Annotated in this window: 16 protein-coding genes, 2 tRNA genes and 1 rRNA gene; 4 read left to right on the forward strand and 15 right to left on the reverse strand. The window is 31.4% G+C overall.

The window, feature by feature from the left end:
- Positions 1 to 50 precede the first annotated feature (50 nt).
- Positions 51 to 3,896, reverse strand: coding sequence for a type IX secretion system sortase PorU (gene porU, locus IM744_RS12115; RefSeq protein ID WP_194508396.1), 3,846 nt, complete (start codon positions 3,894 to 3,896; stop codon positions 51 to 53).
- Positions 3,897 to 4,146: 250 nt separating this feature from the next.
- Here porU and gldJ point away from each other — a divergent pair, with 250 nt between their 5' ends.
- Together gldJ and IM744_RS12125 are read left to right on the forward strand one after the other, a co-directional pair.
- Positions 4,147 to 5,823: a gliding motility lipoprotein GldJ gene (gldJ, locus tag IM744_RS12120; RefSeq protein ID WP_194508397.1), complete on the forward strand. Its 1,677-nt coding sequence runs from the start codon at positions 4,147 to 4,149 to the stop codon at positions 5,821 to 5,823.
- A 68-nt stretch (positions 5,824 to 5,891) separates the two neighbouring features.
- Complete coding sequence (locus tag IM744_RS12125; RefSeq protein WP_194508398.1) at positions 5,892 to 7,157, forward strand: UDP-N-acetylmuramoyl-tripeptide--D-alanyl-D-alanine ligase; 1,266 nt, start codon at positions 5,892 to 5,894, stop codon at positions 7,155 to 7,157.
- Positions 7,158 to 7,524: 367 nt separating this feature from the next.
- Here the strand turns inward: IM744_RS12125 and IM744_RS12130 are convergent.
- Both IM744_RS12130 and IM744_RS12135 read right to left on the reverse strand, forming a co-directional pair.
- Positions 7,525 to 7,599, reverse strand: a tRNA-Val gene (locus IM744_RS12130).
- A 38-nt stretch (positions 7,600 to 7,637) separates the two neighbouring features.
- Positions 7,638 to 7,712: transfer RNA gene (locus IM744_RS12135), tRNA-Val, on the reverse strand.
- Positions 7,713 to 7,871: 159 nt separating this feature from the next.
- Here IM744_RS12135 and IM744_RS12140 point away from each other — a divergent pair.
- Positions 7,872 to 9,518 carry a hypothetical protein gene (locus IM744_RS12140; RefSeq protein WP_194508399.1) on the forward strand — a complete coding sequence of 549 codons (1,647 nt, stop codon included), beginning with the start codon at positions 7,872 to 7,874 and terminating at the stop codon, positions 9,516 to 9,518.
- Here the strand turns inward: IM744_RS12140 and IM744_RS12145 are convergent.
- The 10 genes from IM744_RS12145 to IM744_RS12190 all read right to left on the reverse strand — a co-directional run bounded on the left by IM744_RS12145 (position 9,515) and on the right by IM744_RS12190 (position 19,889).
- Positions 9,515 to 12,010, reverse strand: a complete 2,496-nt coding sequence (locus IM744_RS12145; protein ID WP_194508400.1) for an Hsp70 family protein — start codon at positions 12,008 to 12,010, stop codon at positions 9,515 to 9,517. The genes IM744_RS12140 and IM744_RS12145 overlap by 4 nt on opposite strands.
- Positions 12,011 to 12,016: 6 nt before the next feature.
- Positions 12,017 to 12,310 carry a hypothetical protein gene (locus tag IM744_RS12150; RefSeq protein WP_194508401.1) on the reverse strand — a complete coding sequence of 98 codons (294 nt, stop codon included), beginning with the start codon at positions 12,308 to 12,310 and terminating at the stop codon, positions 12,017 to 12,019.
- A gap of 44 nt (positions 12,311 to 12,354) precedes the next feature.
- Positions 12,355 to 13,569, reverse strand: coding sequence for a bifunctional folylpolyglutamate synthase/dihydrofolate synthase (locus tag IM744_RS12155; RefSeq protein WP_194508402.1), 1,215 nt, complete (start codon positions 13,567 to 13,569; stop codon positions 12,355 to 12,357).
- A gap of 1 nt (position 13,570) precedes the next feature.
- Positions 13,571 to 14,440: an energy transducer TonB gene (locus tag IM744_RS12160; protein WP_194508403.1), complete on the reverse strand. Its 870-nt coding sequence runs from the start codon at positions 14,438 to 14,440 to the stop codon at positions 13,571 to 13,573.
- Positions 14,441 to 14,496: 56 nt separating this feature from the next.
- The gene (locus tag IM744_RS12165; RefSeq protein WP_194508404.1) at positions 14,497 to 14,883 is read right to left on the reverse strand and encodes an ExbD/TolR family protein; all 387 of its coding nucleotides are present in this window, start codon (positions 14,881 to 14,883) and stop codon (positions 14,497 to 14,499) included.
- 1 nt (position 14,884) lies between these two features.
- Positions 14,885 to 15,280, reverse strand: coding sequence for an ExbD/TolR family protein (locus IM744_RS12170; RefSeq protein ID WP_194508405.1), 396 nt, complete (start codon positions 15,278 to 15,280; stop codon positions 14,885 to 14,887).
- Positions 15,280 to 15,975, reverse strand: coding sequence for a MotA/TolQ/ExbB proton channel family protein (locus tag IM744_RS12175; protein WP_194508406.1), 696 nt, complete (start codon positions 15,973 to 15,975; stop codon positions 15,280 to 15,282). The genes IM744_RS12170 and IM744_RS12175 overlap by 1 nt, the downstream gene beginning before the upstream one ends.
- A gap of 67 nt (positions 15,976 to 16,042) precedes the next feature.
- Positions 16,043 to 17,440 carry a sodium:proton antiporter NhaD gene (nhaD, locus tag IM744_RS12180; protein ID WP_194508407.1) on the reverse strand — a complete coding sequence of 466 codons (1,398 nt, stop codon included), beginning with the start codon at positions 17,438 to 17,440 and terminating at the stop codon, positions 16,043 to 16,045.
- A 10-nt stretch (positions 17,441 to 17,450) separates the two neighbouring features.
- Positions 17,451 to 18,677: a Glu/Leu/Phe/Val dehydrogenase gene (locus tag IM744_RS12185; RefSeq protein WP_194508408.1), complete on the reverse strand. Its 1,227-nt coding sequence runs from the start codon at positions 18,675 to 18,677 to the stop codon at positions 17,451 to 17,453.
- Between the two features lie 153 nt (positions 18,678 to 18,830).
- Positions 18,831 to 19,889, reverse strand: coding sequence for an anhydro-N-acetylmuramic acid kinase (locus IM744_RS12190; RefSeq protein ID WP_194508409.1), 1,059 nt, complete (start codon positions 19,887 to 19,889; stop codon positions 18,831 to 18,833).
- Positions 19,890 to 19,982: 93 nt separating this feature from the next.
- On the opposite strand from IM744_RS12190, the gene IM744_RS12195 reads away from it, so the two are divergent.
- Complete coding sequence (locus tag IM744_RS12195) at positions 19,983 to 21,125, forward strand: acyl-CoA dehydrogenase (protein ID WP_194508410.1); 1,143 nt, start codon at positions 19,983 to 19,985, stop codon at positions 21,123 to 21,125.
- A gap of 49 nt (positions 21,126 to 21,174) precedes the next feature.
- Here the strand turns inward: IM744_RS12195 and IM744_RS12200 are convergent, their stop codons facing one another.
- Together IM744_RS12200 and rrf are read right to left on the reverse strand one after the other, a co-directional pair.
- Positions 21,175 to 23,616, reverse strand: coding sequence for a helix-turn-helix domain-containing protein (locus IM744_RS12200; protein ID WP_194508411.1), 2,442 nt, complete (start codon positions 23,614 to 23,616; stop codon positions 21,175 to 21,177).
- Between the two features lie 97 nt (positions 23,617 to 23,713).
- A 5S ribosomal RNA gene (gene rrf / locus IM744_RS21005) occupies positions 23,714 to 23,790 on the reverse strand; the annotation flags it as partial.

Here is a 23,790-nt window from a genome sequence, read left to right on the forward strand (position 1 = left end):
TATATTAAGGTATTGCTACTTATAATATATTAAGCAAATATAATTTATTATTATAGTATGACAAGTTTTTCAATTTTTTCAACTTGTTTATTTAAACTATTAGATCTCACTTTTAGTTTATAAACGTAGACTCCTTTTCCTATTTTATCTCCAAAATCATCTCTTCCATCCCAAACGATATCTTTGGAAAGTGAACTTGTAATTTTTCCTCCTCCAGATGTTTGTCCATTTAAAGTACGTACTATTTTTCCTGATACAGTGAATATCTGTACTGAAACGTCTAAAACATCAGAACTATTGTGATTGAACCAAAATTCTGTATAATCTATAAATGGATTTGGATAATTTAGGACATTAGTAATCACTAATTCTTCGTCCTTATCTCTCACATTAAATTCTATTTGAGCACTTGAAGCATTATTGTAAACATCCCAAGCTTTAAAAGTTAATGTATGTAATCCTGGTTCTAAATCTCTAAAAGGATAGCTTAGTTTTCCGTTGGTATAATCATCAACACTAGCCTCATAATAATCATTTAAAATGAATGGATTGGTTTCATCTCCATCAATAATTGAAGTGATATCATGCCCAATTCCACTCGCAGTATTTATACCATTATCGTCTTGAAGTCGTGCAATAAGTACTGGCTGCTCATTTGTGATTCCGCCAGAAACAAAATTTTCGTCATTCATAAATAAGTTAATGACAGGTCCTATGTTATCTTCTTCGGCATTTTCATTAATTCCTCCTACTTGAATATCAAAACTGTAACCAGACTTATCATCTAATATATTATCTTGTTTTGAATAGAAACCAACTTTTCCTTGACCTATAGGAATACCAATATCTCGAGGTACTACAAATTCAAAATCAAATTTACCATTAGTTACTGTTGCTTGACCTTTAAACATCGTTTCACCAAGTGTTTTGAAATCTAAAATAATTAAATCTCCATTGCTTGTTATTCCATTATTACCCAAAGTTTGCCTATCAATTTCTTTATCCATAACAGTTGCAGTAAGAATACCATTATAATTAGATAAAAAATTACCTGAAGTATCATAAACCTCACCAGACATTTTAACTCGGTCTAAAGCTTTTAATGGTTCTGTTTGTTGAGCTACAGGGACATCATTAACAGCTGTTAATCTAATTTCTGGCTTAGCAAATGCTAACTTCATAGCAGGATCACCAATAAAAAAAACTAATGATTTTTGAGGATTACCAACAACAGATGGATCATTTTTTGTTAATCTTAGTGCTTCAGCAATAGTTGGATAATCATTAGATCCATAACTAAATAAATATGCATCTAGTTCTTCGTTGACTGTTACACCTACGGTAACAAATATTTGTCGAGTTGTGGTAATTAATCCTATTGCTCCTCCTTCTTTATTCCAAAATGTAAATTCTCCAGATGTTTGTCTATTTGGATTATCAAACTTAGTAAACTCACAAGTCACTGTAATAAAAAGATTAAACTTACAAAGGTTTCTAATCTCTTGAGCATCTACTTTTGTAAATATACGTTCTGCAGCTAACCCATCTTCTCCTCCATGGCCAAAATAATTAACAACTAGTGCTCCCACGTCTAGTGCATTTTTAATAGCCTCGTTAACTGATGGATATCGTTCTCCACTTGCTGAAGATTGTTGTTGATATGAGTCTGTTAGAATTTTAGTAACATTTATAAAAGGTTTTTCGGTTGTGATTTCATTAGCTATTTCATCTGTAGTTGTTTCTAATATTATTTCCCATGCTTTATCTACATCATCAGCTATTGTAACGACATTGTTTCTCCAACTACCAAAAGCTTCTTCACCATAATAGCCTTCTATTTTATCTACTAATTCTTTGGCACGTTGAGGAGTATCTGCTAGAATTCTTCCAACAGCGATATCTAATAGTTCTGATCCTTCCATTTCCCCCTCATTTTGGTCCATCATTCCGTAGAAATCATCTGAGATAAATGAGGACACTAAACTGAAACTTTCTGTTGAATTCCAAACAGGAACAATATTAGTGTTGTTAGAGATTCTGTCTTTGTAATCATAAGATGCATCACCAAACAAACATAAATATTTTAAACGTTTACTTGGTTCACTAGCATTTTGATAAACATATTGCACCATATTTCTTATCGCTGCTATATCTTGTTTACCAGAACTAAATTCTTGGTAAATTTCATTAAGCGTAACTACTTTAACATTTAAGCCATACTGATCTCTATTTATTTGAGCTAATCTATTGGCTTGAGAAATATAATTGTTATTTGCAATGATTATGTAATCGATATCTTGAAACTCGCCTTGAGTATTTTTAAAAATAGTTCCTTTTATATCTTGATTTGCAACACTAGTGTTACCATCTCTTGATGGTTGAAAATAATTTGAGCTAGTAACTGTAAGATATTTTTTTGCAGATCCAGCAATGTCTTTAAATACTAAAGTAGAATTTTGATCACTATTTATTACTGCTTTAACATTATACTTATCTGTTATATCCCAAACTTCTTGAACATTTGTTGCATTGGTTAACGTGTATTGTACGATTCCAGAACTTAATGCTACTTGATTATTTTTAAATACAAATTGAGTACCTTCAAAAATCAACCCTCTAGTTGCTTCAATAGATATATAATCTAAATAACCTTGAGTAGATGGGTTACTATTGTTATTGTAAATGAGTTTTACTGTTACATCCTCTGTATTAAGTGTAAAATCATTTTGAATTGATTTACCATCGGCTAGTATTGGATCTTCAACAGCGTTAAAACCCATTGTTGCTTCTAAGTTTCCGTTTAAAACAAACTGCATACTACTTGATGATGTCTCACTAACCGCAGCTGCTAAAACCCTAACCTTGGCTGGCTCTGTTGTTATAAGATTTGGAAAACTGAAATTAAATTCTTTTTCATTCTCAACATCAAAGCGTTCTCCAAACCAACGTCTTCCAATTTTTCCTAAATTATTTTCATCTACTTCATGAAATTGATAGTCTTGAAATGTTGTAATTTCTAGAGAAGCTTCATCTTCTGGCTGATTTAATGTAGTTATACGTTTTCCGAAGCCACCTTGAGTAGTAATGTAATAATAGGACTTATCTGCGTACAAATTTATGTTTGTATCACTTTCTTGGTTGTACTCGGTAGGTCCTTCAGCATAAAACAAGATATAATCATTATCATTAAAAACACCATCTTCTCCACCAATAAACCGAATTGCATTCTCCTGTAAATCAATTGGAGCAGGCTCACTATTTGGTAATGGAAGCATAGCACCTCCATTCCCAAACAGCTTTATTGTTCTTGGATCTCCATTGGTATTTACTCCCATTGAGTTTAAAAAACTCTTATTAAGTATAAAAACTCCCGATTTTTCTACATAAAAACGTTTCCACTCTCCAGTACTTAGTACAGAACTAACAATCTCTTGATTGTTTAAATTTGTTCTATTAGCTAAACTTCCATATTGATAATTTACAGTAAAAGCTGTTATTTTTTTATAAACACCTCTATCATTAACTATAGGAGTAATTTCAAAATATGCAGATATGTTATCTCTTTCTATAGCATTCTTCAATTTTACTTGAGGTGCATTTGGTATTGTAGATAATGGTAAATCTTTTAATTCTGAAACACTTATAGTTGCATATGATACTTGAGTAAGTTCAACAGAACTTTCATCTATATATGTAGACTCATCCCAGAGAGAAAAAAAAGTGATTCCTTTTTTATAAGTAAAACCAAAATGCTTTTTATCAAATGCAGGAATTTCAATGCTAGAATTTTGTGTCTCTAAAACTGTAAAACCATCCCAATCAATATTAAATTGTTTTTGTTGTGCATTACCAAAAAATGCAATTAATAGAAAAGGTAAGAGTAAATATTTTTTCATAGTTAAATAACGTCTATTAGGTCGTGATATTATTTAGTGCAACTTTTTTATTCAAAATTACAACAATAATTGATTTAATCGTTCGTTATTAAAGACAAAATACATCGATAAACAGACTAAAAGTCCGTTATTCTGTATAAAAAAAGGGATGAAATGCAATTTTTTTTGCATGATTTTAGTAAAAAGTATTGTAAGTTTACCTTTAATTACTATATTGCGTCTCTAAAATTTAATTAGCTTACTTAAAAGTATGGATATGAAAAACGTCTTAAACCTAAGGATACTATTAGCCCTAGTTGTATCTTTAACAATTGTTAGTTGTAGTAGAAACTCTTCAAAGAATACATCAAGAGCTACAGGTTGGAAAATCAATGACAAAAATGGTGGTTTCCAATACAATGACAAATTCCAAGAGCAAGAAACTGCTCCAGGATTAGTATTTGTTGAAGGAGGAACCTTTACAATGGGTAAAGTACAAGATGATGTTATGCATGATTGGAATAATTCTCCAAATCAACAGCACATTCAATCATTTTACATGGATGAAAGCGAAGTTACCAATATAATGTATACTGAATACTTAGATTGGATCAAACGAACTTATCCGCCAGAAGAAGAAAACTATAGATTAATTTACCAAGGAGCGCTTCCTGACACATTAGTATGGAGAAACCGCTTAGGTTATGCAGAAATGATGACAGAAAATTACTTACGTCACCCTGGTTATGGAGAATATCCTGTTGTAGGTGTCAGTTGGATTCAAGCTGTTGAATTTGCAAGTTGGAGAACAGATAGAGTTGCAGAAATGAAATTGCAAGAAGCAGGTTACTTAGAGAGAGATTCTCAATTAACCTCATCTGCAGATAGTAACTTTAATGTTGATACTTATATCAACGCACCAACAATGACTTATGGAGGTAATGATTCTATCATTAATCCAGAAAAATCTAGACGTAGAGTTCAAACAACTGCTGCTGGAGATACAATTAACCAATATGCTCGTAGAGAATCTGGTTTAATATCACCAGACTATAGATTACCAACTGAAGCAGAATGGGAATACGCTGCTTTAGGTATGAGTGAATTAAGAAGCTTTAACGTTTATAGAGGACGTAAAAAATATCCATGGGATGGTCAATATACTAGATCAGGAAAACGTAAAACTAAAGGTGATCAATTAGCCAACTTCAAACAAGGTAAAGGAGATTACGGTGGGATTGCTGGATGGTCTGATGATGGTGCAGATATTACTGCTCAAGTGATGTCATACGAACCAAACGATTATGGTATTTATGATATGGCTGGTAATGTAGCCGAGTGGGTTTATGATGTTTACAGACCTATTGTTGATGATGAATTTAACGATTTCAACTATGTTAGAGGTAATGTATACTACAAAAACGCAATCAATGAAGATGGAACTGTAAAAGTTATCACTCCAGATGAAATTGTATATGACACCCTAAGTAACGGTAGAATTGTTGCTAGAAATTTACCTGGTGAAATTGCACAAGTTCCTGTTGACGAAAATGAAACTTATCTAAGACCTAATTTTGATAAAAGTGATAACATTAACTTTAGAGATGGAGATACAAGATCTTCTCGTCTATATGCCGAAAGTTTTGACGAAGACGCAGACGAATCTAAGAGTACAACAAACAAAATGTACAACTCTCCTAAGCATAATGTTCAAAGAGATTCTTTAGGAAACTTAATTAAAGAATTTGATACATCTAACCAAAGAACATCTTTAATTAACGATGAAGTTAGAGTTTACAAAGGTGGTTCTTGGAGAGATAGAGCATACTGGATTGATCCTGCACAACGTAGATACTTCCCACAAGATATGGCAACAGACTATATTGGGTTTAGATGTGCAATGTCTAGAGTAGGTTCAAAATCTCAAGGAACTAAGAAAAGAAACTAATACATTTCTTATAAATAAATTTAAAGTCCTAATCATTATGATTAGGACTTTTTTATTACATTTATTCTATGACTATAGAAATATTACATGAGCATTTTTTACAATGCCAATCTGCTTGTACAGACACTAGAAAAATCTCTAAAAATTGCATGTTTTTTGCGCTCAAAGGCGGAAATTTTAACGGAAACAAATTTGCAAAAGAGGCCATTAAAAATGGTGCTGCTTTTGCTATAATTGATGAAGCAGATTATAAAATAAGCGATCAATATCTTTTAGTTGAAGATGTGCTTAGTGCTTTGCAAGACTTAGCTTTATTTCACCGGAAATCTCTAAACATTCCTATAATTTCAATCACAGGAAGTAATGGAAAAACAACAACAAAAGAACTAATAAATGCAGTGCTTTCTAAATCTTATAACACGATTGCTACTATAGGAAATCTAAACAATCATATTGGAGTGCCACTAACGCTTTTAAGCATGAGTAGTTCTACGGAAATCGGTATTGTTGAAATGGGTGCAAATCACCAAAAAGAGATTGAATTTCTTAGTAATATAGCCTTACCTGATTATGGATTGATTACAAACTTTGGAAAAGCTCATCTTGAAGGTTTTGGAAGTTTTGAAGGTGTTATTAAAGGAAAATCTGAACTTTATGATTATTTAAAAGCCAACAATAAAACTATTTTTGTTAACCAAAATGACGAACTTCAACTTAAACAAGTAGGTAATTATACTCATACAAAAAAAATTGGCTCTCAATCTAAATTAATAGAATCGCAGCCTTACATTGCTTTAAATTATAAAAACCAAACTATAAAAACTCATCTTACAGGCGCATATAATTACAATAATGTGTGTGTTGCAATAGCCTTAGGAGAACACTTTAAAGTTCCTACACAAGATATAATTGATGCTATAGAAAATTATATTCCAAATAATAATCGCTCTCAAATTGTAGAAAAAGATGGACACCAAATTATTTTGGATGCTTATAATGCAAATCCATCTAGTATGATTGCTGCACTTTCCAATTTTAATCAACTTAACAATGAAAATAAGGTTGTTATTTTAGGAGACATGTTTGAATTAGGTGATACTGCTCAAGAAGAACATCAAGGTATTTCAGATTTTGCAAGTAGCCTAAAGTTAAATAAAGCAATTTTTGTTGGAGAAAATTTTTATAACATTACATCTAAAAACACCGATAGTTATTATTTTAAATCTTTTGATGATCTAAAGAATGACTTCGAAAATTTTAATTTAGAAAACCAATTAATCTTAATAAAAGGATCGCGTGGCATGGCTTTAGAGCGTGTACTCGATTTGATATAAACACAAATCACACTTTTACAAAAGACCTGAATATCAATAAAAAATTATATTAACTAAGCGTTTAAATTAGATAGCATAATAAATTAGGAACTCAATCTATAGTTCATGTTAGAAAAATGGATATCATTATTAAATAGTATTTATTATTGCTTTATAAAATGCAAGAATACTACTTCCTTCAAAACAGACTCAATTTCCTCTTAAAAAAATCAATAGATTAAACTCACTCCTACAAATAGAGTTCTAATGTGCTCAGACACATTTAGACTTTTCATTTTTTAAAAATTTGTTTGAGCTTACAACTCACGAATCTAAAAAAAACAAAAATCCTGATTTGTCAATTGACAAATCAGGATTTTTCTTGATGTGGGTCATACTGGATTCGAACCAGTGACTTCCACGTTGTCGACGTGACACTCTGAACCAACTGAGTTAATGACCCTTATAAATAAAAAAAGCCCACATTACTGTGGGCTTTTGTGGGCAATGAGGGATTCGAACCCCCGACCCCCTCGGTGTAAACGAGGTGCTCTGAACCAACTGAGCTAATTGCCCTATTTATTGGACTGCAAAGATACTCTAGATTTTTAATTACCAAAAGGTTTTTTCAAAAAAAATTATATTTTTTTTCAAGAAAGCTGTTTACCGAATAAATAAGGTTAATTGTTGTGTTCAAACTTATTTTGATATTTTTATATCTTATAATTTTATACTTTGAAATATATCTCTTTTATTGATCAATTAGGCTTAGACATTAATGAGTTATCTCAAATTGATGCCAATGGTATCATTAAACTTCAAAAACAACTCAAAGCTAAGGCTATGTTGGGTGATGCCAATAATCTTGGTGACATTTCAAATCTAATTGACAAGTTAAAGGATACCACTGTATTACAACATCATGTTTTTATCGAGAAACATAATTGGCTCAAGCAATTAATTTCTGGAAATTACCAAAACATCAAACAAAATGAGATTACTATTGATGATTCACTCATTTCAAATCTTGATGATTTAAAATACTTTTTAGCTCCATTTTTAAAAGAGAATTTAAAAGTCTTTTTATCTGAAACTTTAGGTAAGGGTAAGTATGTTTTACTTCTTAAAGTATTAACTCATAATTACCTTTTTTCCGAAGAAAACAATCAGCTTACCATCAATTTTTTCAAAGCACGATTAAATTATGCTTGTGTTTATCTAAGAGAAAGCAGATTAAAGGATAAAGAATTCCCAATAGGTTTCATTACCAACAAAGTATTTATTAATTGTTTAAATGAATATCCTGACTGTTTTAACAACGACATGCAGGAACTCAACTCTGAGGTAATTGATATCTACAATTCAAATCGTAGAAATACAAATAATCAAGAGTTTAGGTTTGCAGCAAAAGCAATGGTGGCATTTTCAATTTTAGATACATCTAATGTATTTTTAAAGGAAACATTAGTTTCTAACGCTGATATAGCCAAACAATACTCCTACCCTTCTAGATCAAGTAAAAAAACAGGTTCTGGTTTTGGTGGATGGAGCATTTTTGTAATTATTATGATTGTGATTAGAATCATTTTTTGGGCAGGAAAAAGTTCTAGTACCAGTTATGATTATGATTATATAAGAAGTAGCGACTATAAATCGAGCCCTGTTTATAATGATAAAATCCAACGTATGATGGATAGTATTCAGCGTTCTGGCTCAACTGATGATACTTTTACTATTGATGAAGAGTTAATTGAGGAAACTGTGTTAGATGATTTCTATTCTGAATCGATTTTAAATGACAGATACAAACTTGCTGATCACACCAAATTCATCTATACACTAAAACGAAAGGTTGAACAAAAGACTAGCGATGAGATTTTAGGTATGAGATTAGACCCTTTTTCAAATCCGTATCAAACAACTTTTAATGATTTACCATATTCTAAAGATAATCTTGATAATACGTTTCTTAAAATAAACAATAAAAGTAAAAAAGATCTTATTGTATTTAGGCTCACTCCTGGTATTGATCAATCAATGTTTATCCCAAAAGGTGAGCGAATTTCAATTAAAGCCATACAAAATGACTCTTTGTTATTTTATACAGGAACAGATTTTGTCTCCACCCGCTTTTCGCATTTTAAAAAAGATACCGATTTATCTAATCTTTACAAAATCACAGATTATGATACTTCCGTAGAAAAAGAAATCATCATTTACCCTTTTGAGGATATCATCTCAAAAGTAAAAAGTAGTTCTTCTAACAAAATATTGATAGACACAGTACGTGGAGAAACTATAAAAGCCAATAAAATAAAATTAAAGCAACTAAGTATTAATAAAATTTATACAAATTGGTACAACAAAAAATACAGGAATTAGCCTAAACCTGTTCTACTATCGTCTTTAAATTTCTTTTGTTTTTCTTTTTCATAATCCGGCAAGAGTGCTGATAAGCCATAAACAATATGTCGTAAAGATTTGTAATCTTTCTTCTCTAACGCTTCATCGCCTTGCTTTAATAATTTATCTGCTTTACGTTGATTTATGAATTCTGTTACAAACTTCATGTGTAAGAAATAAGTAATAAAATTCTCATCACTAGATTGAATTATAGAATCATACAACTCATCTAGTTCCTTAATTTTAGAACGAATTAAGTATTTATTTCCAGAGTTGATAACCTCGCGTTCATTTTTTATAATGCGTGTATATTTTTCTTGAAAGCGTTCGTTCTCCTCTTTGTTTAAATGATATTCTAGATTTGATTTAGACTCATTATACTCCTCAATTTCTTGAGCAATTAATTTATTTCGAGTTAAATCATCAAAATTTTGAATGAGTTTTCGTTTTCTATCATCTAACTGAAATTTTGCATCAGACACATCATCGTCATTAATTAACGAGGCTGCAATTTGAGTTTCAATCAAACCTACTCTTATGTTTTCTAACTGATGTGAGTATTCAAAATTTTCTTCGGAATTATTGGTCTTTATTAACTCCTCAACATCTCCAAGAACCGTATTAATCTCCATATTAATCTTATTGATGCTTATGGCTCTTTCAGATTCACTAAAGACATTTTTAAATTCTTGATCACAAGATTGTAAAAAGACGTTTATTTTTAAATCGCGAGACTCTGTTACCTCAATTTCAATTTCTATATCTGTACCTTTTATAAGGTCCTCTTCTAGATCTTTTCCGAAGATTTCAATATAACCAATACTCAATCCAGAACTTGGCAACCCTTTAGATTTACCTTCAATAATATTGATAATCAAATTAGATTTAGATTGTCTCAATATTGTTTTAGATGCAGTTTTATAAATTTTCTTCTTCAGTGGTAAAATACTACCCTTCGCAAACACCAAATCTAATCGCGTAGTTGATGCATCTAAATCATCAACTTCCATACAAATATCGTTAGGCAATGGTTGCCCTTGCACATTGTAACTCCCTTGGTTTATGGCTACAGTATCTATGACTTTCAAAACATCTAGAGCATCATTCAACAATTGTATTTTAAATGGATTTAATCGACCTTCTAGAAGTGGCACAAACTCAGAAAACGTGTCATCATCTAAAGTCTTCACACCAGAATCATAACCACCATCTTTTCTCATTATCCTATAACTATTTACGTCACCAGAATTCACCTTACACGTAATTAGCTCTTCTAAATCTCTAGTATTTTGTTCATAAAACAACTTGAAATCTATGGTTTCTGAAATCGTGTTTTCAACTTCCTTTTCTTCGATCTCAATAACAGTTGCTGGCTTAGAACCTGCAAAATAAGCTGCACCATGAACTACTGCAGATGTTGGATCAATACTAGAATCAACCTCTACTCCAATAGCATCAGCAATACGTTTTTTGATTAATGGCACATAAGTCGTTCCTCCTATTAAAATCACACGGTCAATTTGTGAATTAAGCAACTGATTGTTCTTTATAACATCCTGAATAAAAGTAATCGTCTGCTCTACTCTTGAAGAAATCAAATCTTCAAACTGTTCTCTTTTTATAATGAATTGTTCATAGAAATTCTCTCCATTGACATCAATATCTATTTCAATTTCAGTCTCCTCATAATGTGAAAGTTCTTTTTTAGCTTCTTCGGAAATTTTAAGTAGTTCAAAATATAGACCTTTAAAATTAGTAGTCTTAGACTTCAAATCTTTCCAAAGATTAGTGAGCGACAACTTGTCTTCAATAAACGGAACAATTAAATGCTCAACGATAAGATTATCAAAATCTGCTCCTCCTAAATAATTATCACCTAAATTATCTGTAACCTTTAATTCTCTATCATTTACTTCTACTAAAGCGACATCAAAAGTTCCGCCTCCAAAATCGTAAACAATCCAATTTTGTTTATCGGTAACTTCAATATTTGAAGTGTTTGCAAACGCCAAGCAAGCTGCAATAGGCTCTTGTAACAAAACAACTTCCTTAAAACCTGCTAGATAACCTGCTTTTTTGGTTGCATTAGATTGTATGGTATCAAACGATGCAGGAATAGTAATCACAACAGAATCCAAAACTTCTTCATCATTCACAAAGTTTTTAAGTTCCTTCAATATTAAGGATGACAATTCTATTGGAGACATTTCTTTATCAATGGATGGTACAAAATAAGTATCTTGCGTTCCCATTTTACGTTTAAAAAGCATGCAGATATTTTCGGCATCTTTTTCTAAATAATCTAATGCTTTATCACCAATTACTGTTCTATTTCCACGAAAAGCGATACAAGATGGCAAGGTTTGTTTTAAACCTAACGGGTTATTGTAAATTTTAATATTTCCGTCGTCATATTTAGCAATTAGACTATTAGTCGTTCCTAAATCTATGGCAAAGTTTATAGTTTTCATTCGAAGCTATTCTACAATTACAATTCCTTTTTGAAGGAGTTTCGTTTCGTTGTTTTCAATTTGGTAAATGACAGGTTTTAAGACTTTTGTGATTTTAGATTTTCTATTTAAATCACCTAGAATATTAGCTTCAACATCTGTCATTTCATTACGATAGGTTTGACCTATTGGAATAACAATTTGGAATCCCATAGCTTCAAACTCGTGGTAGATACGATCTAAATATCTATTTCCACTATCGTTATTTTCCTTTTTTAATTTAGAATCTAGAGCAAAAATTTGATTGATAATCTCAGTCATACTAATTTTTTACATTGAAACTTAAATATACGATTATTTAGTTTTTATACGACTTCTGCGACTACAAAAGTACTTCCGCCAACATAGATTAAATCTTCAGTGTTCGCTGCAATTTTAGCTTCGTTCAATGCATTATTGACAGATTGGTATGCTTCTCCCTTAAATCCATTAGAAATAAATTTAAATCTTAAAATTTCGGCATCTAAACCTCTTGGGACATTTGGTTTGCAAAAATAGTACGTTGCATTTTTTGGTAGTAATGGTAGAATAGAATCAACATCTTTATCATTGACAACACCAAAAACCATGTGAAGTTCTTTATAACTTTCTTCAGCTAATTGCTTGACAATATAAGTAAGTCCTTCTTTATTATGAGCAGTATCACAGATAACTTTTGGTTGTGTTTGCAACACTTGCCAACGACCTTTTAAACCTGTGTTTTTGACAACATTTTGCAATCCTGCTTTTATGTTTTCTTCGGAAATATTAAAACTTTTATGACTTAGAATTCTTAAAGCTTTAGTCGCTGTTTTGATATTATGCTTTTGATAATTTCCTTTTAAATCGCTAGTATAAGTAGAATTGGTTTCATCTGCAAAATAAATTTCAGAAGCATTTGATTTAGCAATTTCTAAAAATACTTTTTTAGTTTCCTTTTGGGTTTCTCCTATGATGACAGGCACATGAGGCTTTATAATTCCTGCTTTTTCGGTTGCGATTGCTTCGTAAGTCGTTCCTAAAAACTGAGTATGATCAAACCCTATATTGGTAATCACTGAAACTTCTGGAGTAATGATATTTGTAGAATCTAATCGACCTCCAAGACCAACCTCTATAATAGCTATATCAACATTTTGTTTGGAGAAATAGTCAAAAGCCATCCCAACAGTCATTTCAAAAAAAGACAATTGATGTTGCTCTAAAAAAGCTGTGTTACGTTTTATGAAACCTATTACAAATTGTTTACTTACTTCTTTACCATTAATTTTAATACGTTCTCTAAAATCTTTTAAGTGTGGAGATGTGTACAAACCAACTTTATAACCAGCTTCTTGTAAAACTGATGCCAACATATGACTTGTAGAACCTTTACCATTGGTTCCTGCGACGTGAATACTTTTGAATTTGTGCTCGGGATTTTTTAAGTGATTGGCTAAAAGAATCGTATTTGATAAATCCTTTTTAAAAGCAGTTTTACCTTGGTTTTGATACATAGGCAACTGCTTAAACATCCTGTTTACTGTATCTTGGTAATTCATTTTAATTTGTAGGAGAAAAATTAACAACTACTTTACCAAACTGTCGAGCAGGTGCTTTTGAATTTGCAGGCCATTTGTAAGACATGGCTATTTTTCTTGCTTGTTCTTTTAAACAAATCGTCGCATTATTACTACCTCTTACACCTGGAGTTGCTTCTATAACTTTACCGCTTCTATCTACAACAATATCAACCATGATTCTACCATATTCATTTTCACAGCCTTCATAAATTTTGTAGTCCGGTTTTCCTCGTCCGTTTAAACCATAACCAACACCTCCATTTCCAGATCCTGGAGTACCATCGTAAGGTGCATATGGATTTCCATCTAAATCACCTTTATCTCCTGGACCATCACCTGGACCTTCGCCATCACTAGTTGGACCATCAGCATTTTTGACACCTCCAATAAGCGCGTCGAGTTTATCTTTTTTATCTTGTTCTTCTTTAGCTTTTTTAGCTTCTGCTTCTTTTTTTAATTTTTCTTTGAGTTCAGCATCTGCTTTGGCCTTAGCATCTGCTTTGGCTTTGGCTTCTTTAGCTTTTTTGATTGCTATGGCTTCTGCAGATTCGCTAGTCATAACATCTTCTACTTTACTACTTGCTTCTGTAGGCTTTGTTACTTCCTCAACTTTCTCAGCTTGCTTTTCTTCTTTTACAACCTCTTCATTAACTCTAGACTTTATTGGCTCTGTTGGTTGGACTTTACCTGAACCAACTTCAGAGTTTCCAAAATTAATTGCAACACCATATTCTTCTGGTGGATCCATATAAGTATTTCCCATTACAAATAAAAGCAATACAAGAATGACCGCAATTAATGCAGTAATCTTTGCTGAATTTTGTTCGTGTTTGGTTTCTAAATACTTCATCTTAATTTGTTTGATGTCTTTTATGCAAGATTCATTCCGAAGAAATAAATATTTTTTTAATTACTAGGTTTTACAGCTAAAATAACTTTAAAACTATTCTTATTTGCCATATCCATAAAGTTAACAATATTCTCAATTGGAACTGATTTCTCAGCTCTTAGAACTATAGTTAAATCATCGTTTACAGCCTTTTCTAATAAAACTTCTTCAGTATCCTTTATATCATATTCTATATCATTAATAAATACAATTAAGTCTTTATTTATTTTAACAACAACACTGTTATTGTTTTCAATAGAATCATTAGCAGTTATTAAAGGTACTAAAAGATCAATACTGTTATTTTTTTCAATTTTATTAGTTAACGATTGAAAATAAAACAGTGTGACCAATAAAACTATTCCTATTCCAATATATATGAAAAGCTTTAGATTTCTTTTCACGTTAATTACTTGGTTTTACAGCTAAAATAACTTTAAACTTATTTCTATTAGCAATATCCATAACCTTTACAACATGCTCTACAGCAACAGATTTTTCTGCACGTAAAACGATAGTCGGTTCATCTTTTTTTGATAACAAAGAAATTAATTCGTTTTCTAAAACACTTTCTCCTACACGCTTTTCATCAATATAAAAGGTCAAATCCTTTTTGATGCTAACCGCAACAGATTTTTTGTTTTCAGTTTTCCCACTTGCTGTTGGTAATAGTATATCAATAGCACTAGTGGTCACTAATGTTGAAGCTATCATAAAAAATATCAATAACAGAAATACAATATCTGTCATTGACGACATATTGAACTCAGGTGTTACTTTATTTCTTCCTCTTAAATTCATTAAATAGGCTCGTTTAGGTGATCTAAAAATTCTAAAGAATTAGCTTCCATTTGATATACAACTTTATCTGTCTTTACAACTAAATGGTTGTAAGCCATATAAGCAACAATACCTACAATAAGTCCTGCAACCGTTGTTGTCATTGCAGTATATAAACCACTTGCTAAAACATCCATTTGTATGGTTCCTCCAGCATTGGCGAGTTCAAAAATTGCTAAAATCATTCCAACTACAGTTCCAAGAAATCCAATCATTGGAGCTACACCAGAAATCGTAGCCAGGACACTTACGTTTTTTTCTAATCCGTAAATTTCTAATCGTCCAGCATTTTCAATCGCTGTATTGATATCTTCTAAAGGTTTACCAATACGTGTAATCCCTTTATTAATAAGTCTTGAAACAGGAGAGTTGACTTGTGCACATAACATTTGCGCAGAATCAATTTTACCATTACTCACATGGTCTTTAATTTGATTCATAAAGTTAGAATCTATTTGAGAAGCTGCTTTTATAGCAAACAATCGCTCAAAATAAATATAGATGGCAAAGATGAGCATCACGAATAAAACCGCAATAATCACTTGACCTGCGAAACCTCCACTACTAATTAATTCTATAATGGATAATGTTTTTTCTACTGGTTCTCCATCTGTTAAGATGTCTGCTCCTTCTTGAATATTACTTTGTAATATCATATAATAAGTATTGAAAATTATTTTTTTCTATTGATATAACGACTGATTTCTATCTAAAGTATGCACTTTAAAATATAGTTCTTGTAAACATAAAGACAACAGCTCCTGCTAAGAAACCTATCAATGCTAACCAAGATATTTTTTTAAGGTACCAGAAAAAATCAATTTTTTCCATTCCCATAGCAACAACTCCTGCTGCAGAACCTATGATTAACATACTTCCTCCTGTTCCTGCAGAATAGGCTATGAAATGCCACAATTCATTATCAGTACCTTCAGTAAACATTCCTAAACTTGCTGCTACTAATGGTACATTATCAATTACAGCAGATCCTACTCCTAAAAGTAATACTACTAAATCTGAAACTCCTCCATGATGAAGCTCTGTACCTAACATTGGCATCGTTTCTTGAAGTGTCCCTGCAAAACCAAATAAAATTCCTAGAGATTCTAAAGCAGCAACTGCCATTAATATTCCGAGGAAAAATAAAATACTTGGTAATTCAATCTTTGATAATGAATGATGTACAGGACTATGGTGAGCATGTGCATCACTTTCTGCTGAATCATGACTAGAAATACTAAATTTTGAATTACTATAAATTTCAGCAAAAATGGCCACAATACCTAAAGCTAACATCATACCAACATAAGGAGGTAAATGTGTTACTGTTTTAAAAATTGGCACAGATACAATACCACCTAATCCTAGGTAAAGCATTGTAGAACTGAATTTACTTTTAGGCTTATCGTCCTCTTCTTCTGTCTTTTGATCCAAATCACCTTTAAATGCTGGCATAAATGACGCGATAAAAAACGGAACAAGCATACAAACAAGTGATGGTAAGAATAAATACACAAACAAGTGACCTGTAGTTACTTTTTTACCAATCCATAACATGGTTGTTGTTACATCACCAATTGGAGACCATGCTCCACCTGCATTTGCAGCAATAATGATTAAACCTGCATACCAGATACGAACATTTCTATCAAAAACTAATTTTTGTAAAATTGAAATTAATACAATAGTAGCTGTTAGGTTATCTATAATTGCAGATAAGAAAAACGCTAAAAATCCAAAAATCCAAAGGATTCTCTTTTTACTTTTTGTTTTAATAAAACCTTTTATTGTTGAGAAACCGTCAAAGTAATCAATGATTTCAACAATAGTCATTGCTCCTAATAAAAAGACTAAAATCTCTGCAGTTTTACCTAAATGATGAAGTAACGTTTCTTCCATCCAGTGCATTTTACTTTCATGTCCTAGACTTTCAAAACCATCTACCAATCCATGATTTGCAGAGTCAAACCATTGTGGAAAAGAATCTATACCTAAAGAAATTAATGCCCAACTTATAGCCATCATCACTAAAGCTGGAATTAACTTATCAATTTTTATACTGTGTTCTATAGTTATGGCTAAATAGCCTAAAACAAATACTAATATTATTATGGTTTCCATATTGGTCTAGTTATACTAATTGAGTTAAGGCAATTTCAAAAGCTGTAGCGCTTATGCCTGTTTTTGTTTGATTTTTATCGTGAACTTTTTGAATGGCTTTTCTAATAATTTCTGAAGTATCATTAAAAATTGCTTCATCTGTCATTTGTACTTTTCGCTCCATGAAATAAGCAAAAACTCTAGCCATACCACAGTTTGAAATAAAATCTGGGATAAGACTTACTTTGTTATCTGTGTGCTCCATAATACTTCCGAAGAAAATTTCCTTATCTGCAAAAGGTACATTTGCTCCACATGAAATAACTTCTAAACCTGTACCAATCATTTGATCAATTTGATCTTGAGTAATTAATCGAGACGCAGCACAAGGTGCAAAAATTTCGGTCTCAAGAGACCATATTTTTTCATTAATTTCTGAAAACGGAATGAGATGGTCACTTACTAAGGTATTTCCCGATTTTGCTAAATACAACTCTGTAATTTCTTCAAAAGAAAATCCATCTTCTTTTATTAAACCACCAACTATATCTATAACACCTACAACTTTTGCTCCCATTTGAGACAAATAAAATGCTGCTGCAGCACCTACATTACCAAAACCTTGAACAATTGCTCGTTTACCAATTATAGAATCTCCTTGGAGATCATAAAAATGTTTTGCTGCTTCTGCAACTCCAAAACCAGTAATCATATCTGCTACTGTATATTTTCTAGCTACACTTGGTGAATATTTTGGATTTTCTATAACCTTAATTACACCATGTCTTAATTGACCAATGCGGTTAATTTTATCTGCAATTGTAGGTTTAAAATGACCTTCAAAAACACCTTCTTGTGGGTGCCAAACTCCGCTTTCTTCAGTAATTGGAATAACTTCATGTATTTCATCAACATTTAAATCTCCTCCTGTACCATAATAACTTTTAAGTAAGGGAGATACTGCTTTATACCAGCGTTCTAAAACTCCTTTTTTTCTTGGATCTTTAGGGTCAAAATTTATTCCAGATTTTGCTCCTCCAATTGCTGGACCAGATACAGTAAACTTCACCTCCATGGTTTTAGCAAGTGATAAAACCTCATTCATGTCAAGACCTTTTCGCATTCTAGTTCCTCCTCCTGCTGCACCTCCTCGAAGTGAGTTAATAACAGTCCAACCTTCCGCTTCGGTTTCTGGATCTTTCCAATTGAAAATTATTTCTGGGGATTTATCTTCGTATTTCTGTAGTAATTCTTTCATTTATATACTTTGAATCATTTAATAACTTATTTAATAATATTTGATGTAAAATAAAAGAGTAGCTAAAGCTGATTCATTTGAGAAAATTTCTATTAGTTAGTTATAACAAATATAAAAAACATAAAATCGCTTTATATTAATTTTAGAATATTTTTATGGATAATATATTACTCCAGAAGAATGGTCATAATCTGCACCAGTTACACTAGATAAACAGTTCACTTCTTCTCTTAGTTTTAAAATGCCTAAAAGTCCGAAAATAAGCGCTTCTTTAAATTCTATAATGTCTGTAGAGGGTACTACTAACTCGAATTCTTTTTGAGCTTTAATTCGTTCTAAAAGGAAATCATTAAAAGTACCTCCTCCTGTAAATAAAACTTTAGAATTTGTTTTAAAGGCATTAGCTATTTGAATCGCATTATGCTCTATAACAGTTCTTAAAATATTTTCTTCGGAAAGTTTAGATGCTTCCAATATTGGAAATATTTTAGATTCTACCCACTCTAAACCCAATGATTTTGGTGGTTTTTCTGAATAAAAGTCTATCTCATTTAGAAGCTTTAATAAATTTTGGTCAATCGTTCCTGATTTTGCAATGGCTCCTCCTTTATCATAATCATACCCTAATTTTTTAGCATAACGATTCATGATGATATTAACAGGACAGATGTCGTAGGCGATTCTGGTTTTATTTATTTCCGAAGAAATATTAGCAAAACCTCCTAAGTTGATACAATAGTCATATTCTGAAAACAATAAACGATCGCCAATTGGTACTAAAGGAGCTCCTTGACCATTAAATTTTACATCTTGAATTCTAAAATCGCAAACCACTGTATTACCAATTAACTTTGCTAATGTTGGCAAATTACCAATTTGATAAGTAAGATGATGTTCTGGTTGATGTAACGCTGTATGTCCATGTGAGCAGATGACATCAATATTATTTAGTTGATATTTCCGAAGAAAATCATTTATAATTTCTGACAAATAAACAGTGTATTCTTCGTCTATTGATTTTAATGTTTCTAAATCAAAATTAACGAGATTTGAGAGTTTGAGTTTCCAGTTTTCGGTATATGGAATGGTTTCAGCATTATGGATTTTGAATGTCCATGTTTTACCAATTTTAAAAGAAATATGTGCTAAATCAATTCCGTCTAAAGATGTTCCAGACATTACTCCTACGATATTATAACTGGTTTTTATCATATTCTGTAAAAATAACTATAACGATTGAAATTTTCCTAATAAAGACTTATCTTTGCCATCATTTTTTAACAATTCAATAATTTATTTTATACTATGGATTTTAGCTTAACCGAAGAACATATAATGATACGCGATGCTGCTCGTGATTTTGCACAAACCGAATTACTTCCTGGCGTTATAGAACGTGACAATGCACAAACCTTTCCTGATGAACTTGTAAAAAAAATGGGTGACTTAGGCTTTATGGGTATTATGGTTGATCCTAAATATGGTGGAAGCGGAATGGATGCCATCTCGTATGTATTAATTATGGAAGAACTTTCTAAAATTGATGCATCTGCCTCTGTCATGGTTTCTGTAAATAACTCTTTAGTTTGTTATGGTTTAGAAGCTTATGGTAATGAAGAACAAAAACAAAAATATTTAACAAAACTTGCGACTGGAGAACAAATTGGTGCATTTTGTTTAAGTGAACCAGAAGCTGGTAGTGATGCAACTTCACAAACAACTACAGCTATAGATAAAGGTGATCATTATGTACTTAATGGAACAAAAAACTGGATTACTAATGGTGGAAGAGCAAGTGTTTACTTGGTAATTGCACAAACTGATAAACATAAAGGTTCTCACGGTATTAACGCTTTTATTATTGAAAAAGGAATGCCTGGATTTGATATTGGACCAAAAGAAGACAAATTAGGAATAAGAGGAAGTGACACACATACACTACAGTTTAATGATGTAAAAGTACCTAAAGAAAATAGAATTGGTGCAGATGGGTCTGGATTTAGATTCGCTATGAAAACATTATCTGGAGGACGTATTGGAATTGCAGCTCAAGCTTTAGGAATTGCTGCAGGTGCTTACGAATTGGCTTTAAAATATTCTAAAGAACGTAAAGCTTTTGGTACCGAAATTTGTAACCACCAAGCTATTGCTTTTAAATTAGCAGATATGTATACTGAAATTGAAGCTGCACGTATGTTGGTTATGAAAGCTGCTTGGGATAAAGATCAAGGAAATAACTACGATATGTCTAGTGCTATGGCAAAATTATATGCATCTCAAGTTGCAATGACGCATACTGTTGAAGCTGTTCAAATTCATGGTGGAAATGGTTTTGTAAAAGAATATCATGTTGAGCGCTTAATGCGTGATGCAAAAATTACTCAGATTTATGAAGGGACTTCTGAAATTCAAAAAATTGTAATTTCTAGAGGTTTGATTAAAGCATAATTAAACAAAATATAAAAAAGAGGCTTCAGAATTAATTTTGAAGCCTTTTTTAGTTTGATAGATTATCGACAACTAATCTTAATTCACCATAAGTATATTTATCATCTATTTGGTGTTTTAAGTCTGAGATATTTTCAAATTTATGCTTCGGAATGAGTTCTTTTAACTCTTTGTAATTTTCTTCGGAAATCAAATCGGTAATTTTAATTTCCCCTGAAGGAATAAAACTTGCCAAATGTCCAATTATTGTACTCACGTTAAGTTCTCTTATATCTGAAATATCTTCTATAGATTTCCCTGATTGAAATAAAGCTAAGGATTCTTTCTTGGTTTCACCCTTTTTTCGTTTTGGTTTAGCCTCTGGTTTTTCAAAAATCTCCTTATCCAGTGATGTTTCTATATCATTTTCATCACAATATGATCTTATGACTTCGATAATTTCAGAACCGTACTTTTCAATCCTTGTTTTACCCATACCATGAACTTGCTTTAAATCAGCTTTAGTTATAGGAAGCATTTCACACATGGCATACAAAGCCTTCTGAGTAAATATTTGATAATGAATAAGGTCTTCTCTATCTGCGATTGTATTACGTAATTCGCGAAGTAATTCAAAGAGTTCTACATTAGTAGTACCATCAATAACAGCTTTTCTAGGCTTCTTAGGTTTTTCTTTAGCTAAAAACACAGATTTGGCACGTAATTCTAAAAAAACAGTAGAATTAAAACTATTACTTAAACCTTGAAAATATAAATGTTTAGTTGACAGTAATTCTTCAAATGTATCTAACTGTTTAGTGATCTCTTGTTCAAGAGCTTTATTGTCTGTAGAAAAACTAAAAGTCTTATATGGTTCTTGAATATTTATTTTTGTTTGTTCAACAAAGTATTCCACTGCTTTTGCAAAACGCTTTTGGAGTAATTCATTTTGTTCGGGCTCTTTTTCATCAATAGAAATTCCTCTAAGTTGAGCATTAAAACCGTTAGCTACCTTAAGTAGATTTGTAATCGTATTTTTTATTGCAATCAAAGGTGTTTCTATTTTCCCTTCTATACTACCTCGATTCTTATAATAAATATCTAAAACACGATTAACTGGATATAAGAATTTATAGAAATTAAATAATTCTGATATTAAATTCAATTGAAATTCAACTTTCGATTTATGTAAAACAGATTCATCAGGTTGATTTCCCTCTGCTTCTTTATTAAAATTAATAACATTCGTGTCACTAATTATTTGACTTGAATCAATTTTACTTTTGAGGACTAATCCCTCTAAACTTTTACATCTACTTAATGCAACATACGTTTGTCCATGAGCAAAAGCTCCTTGAGCATCAATAATTGCTTTTTCAAAAGTTAGCCCTTGGCTTTTATGTATTGTAATAGACCAAGCTAAACGTAAAGGTGTTTGGGTATAAGACCCAATCTTATTTTCTGTAATGGCTTTAGTCTCGGTATTAATATTGTAATTTATATTCTCCCAAACCTCTTTAGTAACTATAATATTATAGTCATCATCTGGACATTTCACAACGACTTCATCTTTATCTAATAGAATGACCTTACCTATTTTTCCGTTGAAATATCTTTTATCAACAGAGCTATCATTTTTAATAAACATTACTTGTGCACCAACTTTGAGAATTAGTTGTTCCTTATTAGGATATGAGTACTCAGGAAATTTACCTTCCACTTTTGCAGAATAACTTTGTGTTTTAGATTTAAGCTTTTCAAGTTCTGAAAGATTTACACGTTCAGCTTTATTATTGTGTGTAGTTAAATAAATATAACCTTCATTATCATGAGGTGAAAAATCTGGTTGAAATCGTTTGTTTAATTCATTAGCTGATGATTGAGATAATGTATTAGTTCTAATTTCATTAAGAATTGTAATGAATTTAGGATTATCCTGTCTATAAATATGCTTCAGTTCAACAGTTATTGATTTACTTTTCTGAAAAGCTAAGCTGCTAAAAAAAAACGCATTATTATAAAATGGTTTTAACAACTGCCATTCATTTTCTTTTACAACAGGTGAGAGTTGTTGTAAATCACCAATCATTAATAGTTGAACACCTCCAAAGGCAAGCGTTTTATCTCTATAACGTCTCAGTGTCTTATCAATTCCGTCAAGTAAATCAGCTCTAACCATACTAATCTCGTCAATAACAAGTAAGTCTAAAGATCTAATAATATTAATTTTTGTTTTACTGAATTTTCTTGTAAAGTTTGAAGTACCATCTAGGCTATCAGTTGGTAATATAGGACCAAAAGGCATCTGAAAAAAGGAATGAATTGTAACACCTTTAGCATTAATAGCAGCTACACCAGTGGGAGCAACTACTACCATTCTTTTTAAAGATTTCATTTTTAATTTATGTAAAAACGTAGTCTTACCCGTACCTGCTTTCCCTGTTAAAAATACATTTCTATTAGTATTATTAATAAAATCCCAAGCTAAATCAATCTCTTTATTACCACTCATAAAACTATTCTTAAATATGTGAAGATAAAAAAAGGAATAAGAATTATTAAAATATAAAACAAAAAAAATCCTCAACAAATAAATGTTGAGGATTTAAAAAAGGCGACGACCTACTCTCCCACAAATGCAGTACCATCGGCGCAAATGGGCTTAACTTCTCTGTTCGGAATGGTA

The organism is Psychroserpens luteus, assembly GCF_015319355.1.
Taxonomy (GTDB): Bacteria; Bacteroidota; Bacteroidia; order Flavobacteriales; family Flavobacteriaceae; genus Psychroserpens; species Psychroserpens luteus.

Bases quoted from the DNA above. Each gene is read 5' to 3' on its own strand.
- porU (WP_194508396.1), bottom strand. From the start codon at position 3,896: ATGAAAAAATATTTACTCTTACCTTTTCTATTAATTGCATTTTTTGGT.
- gldJ (WP_194508397.1), top strand. From the start codon at position 4,147: ATGGATATGAAAAACGTCTTAAACCTAAGGATACTATTAGCCCTAGTT.
- IM744_RS12125 (WP_194508398.1), top strand. From the start codon at position 5,892: ATGACTATAGAAATATTACATGAGCATTTTTTACAATGCCAATCTGCT.
- IM744_RS12145 (WP_194508400.1), bottom strand. From the start codon at position 12,010: ATGAAAACTATAAACTTTGCCATAGATTTAGGAACGACTAATAGTCTA.
- IM744_RS12150 (WP_194508401.1), bottom strand. From the start codon at position 12,310: ATGACTGAGATTATCAATCAAATTTTTGCTCTAGATTCTAAATTAAAA.
- IM744_RS12155 (WP_194508402.1), bottom strand. From the start codon at position 13,569: ATGAATTACCAAGATACAGTAAACAGGATGTTTAAGCAGTTGCCTATG.
- IM744_RS12160 (WP_194508403.1), bottom strand. From the start codon at position 14,440: ATGAAGTATTTAGAAACCAAACACGAACAAAATTCAGCAAAGATTACT.
- IM744_RS12170 (WP_194508405.1), bottom strand. From the start codon at position 15,280: ATGAATTTAAGAGGAAGAAATAAAGTAACACCTGAGTTCAATATGTCG.
- IM744_RS12175 (WP_194508406.1), bottom strand. From the start codon at position 15,975: ATGATATTACAAAGTAATATTCAAGAAGGAGCAGACATCTTAACAGAT.
- nhaD (WP_194508407.1), bottom strand. From the start codon at position 17,440: ATGGAAACCATAATAATATTAGTATTTGTTTTAGGCTATTTAGCCATA.
- IM744_RS12185 (WP_194508408.1), bottom strand. From the start codon at position 18,677: ATGAAAGAATTACTACAGAAATACGAAGATAAATCCCCAGAAATAATT.
- IM744_RS12190 (WP_194508409.1), bottom strand. From the start codon at position 19,889: ATGATAAAAACCAGTTATAATATCGTAGGAGTAATGTCTGGAACATCT.
- IM744_RS12195 (WP_194508410.1), top strand. From the start codon at position 19,983: ATGGATTTTAGCTTAACCGAAGAACATATAATGATACGCGATGCTGCT.
- IM744_RS12200 (WP_194508411.1), bottom strand. From the start codon at position 23,616: ATGAGTGGTAATAAAGAGATTGATTTAGCTTGGGATTTTATTAATAAT.